General features: G+C 69.2%; 1 protein-coding gene. It reads right to left on the minus strand.

The window, feature by feature from the left end:
- Positions 1-304, minus strand: a 304-nt coding sequence (locus AC1B00_RS09680) for a hypothetical protein (protein WP_488849520.1), incomplete at its 3' end; no start/stop codon positions are given.
- Positions 305-519 lie beyond the last annotated feature (215 nt).

Consider the following 519-nt stretch of genomic DNA (forward strand, 5'->3'; position numbering starts at 1 on the left):
TGACGGTGCGCTCGGTGACCACGACGGCATCCAGATAGTCGGGGTCGCCCTGCCCGCCGAGGGGCACCCACACCTGGGGGTCGTCGTCCGGGTGGTCGGCGTCGATGCGAGCGAGCAGGGCGGGCATTGCGGGGTCGAGGGTGAACGGGTCGCTGAGGCTGTAGTCGTCCCAGGCCTGGCGCAGCTCGTCCGGCTCGATGGTCGTCCATCCCTCGTCGAACTCGGCGCGCAGCGGAGCGTGGAAGCGGATCGCGCGCTCGACGGCTGCGCGGATGTCGTGGACGTTGTTGATGGTCTCGGTCATGGAGTCCTCCCGGAACGATTGCTAGTGAATGTGACATTCATAGGCTACGGGTGGCCTCCGACATCGCGCGGGGACATCGCGAGTGCGTCACGGGCGAGTGCCCGCCGGGGTGACCGGCGGGCACTCGGTGACGCTCAGCGGGCGAACGCCCAATCCGGGAGCACGGCTGCCGAGCAGAGGGTCGCGACGATCTGGCTCATGCCGTGGTCGGGGTC

It is taken from the genome of Campylobacter sp. DY7 (genome assembly GCF_057802535.1).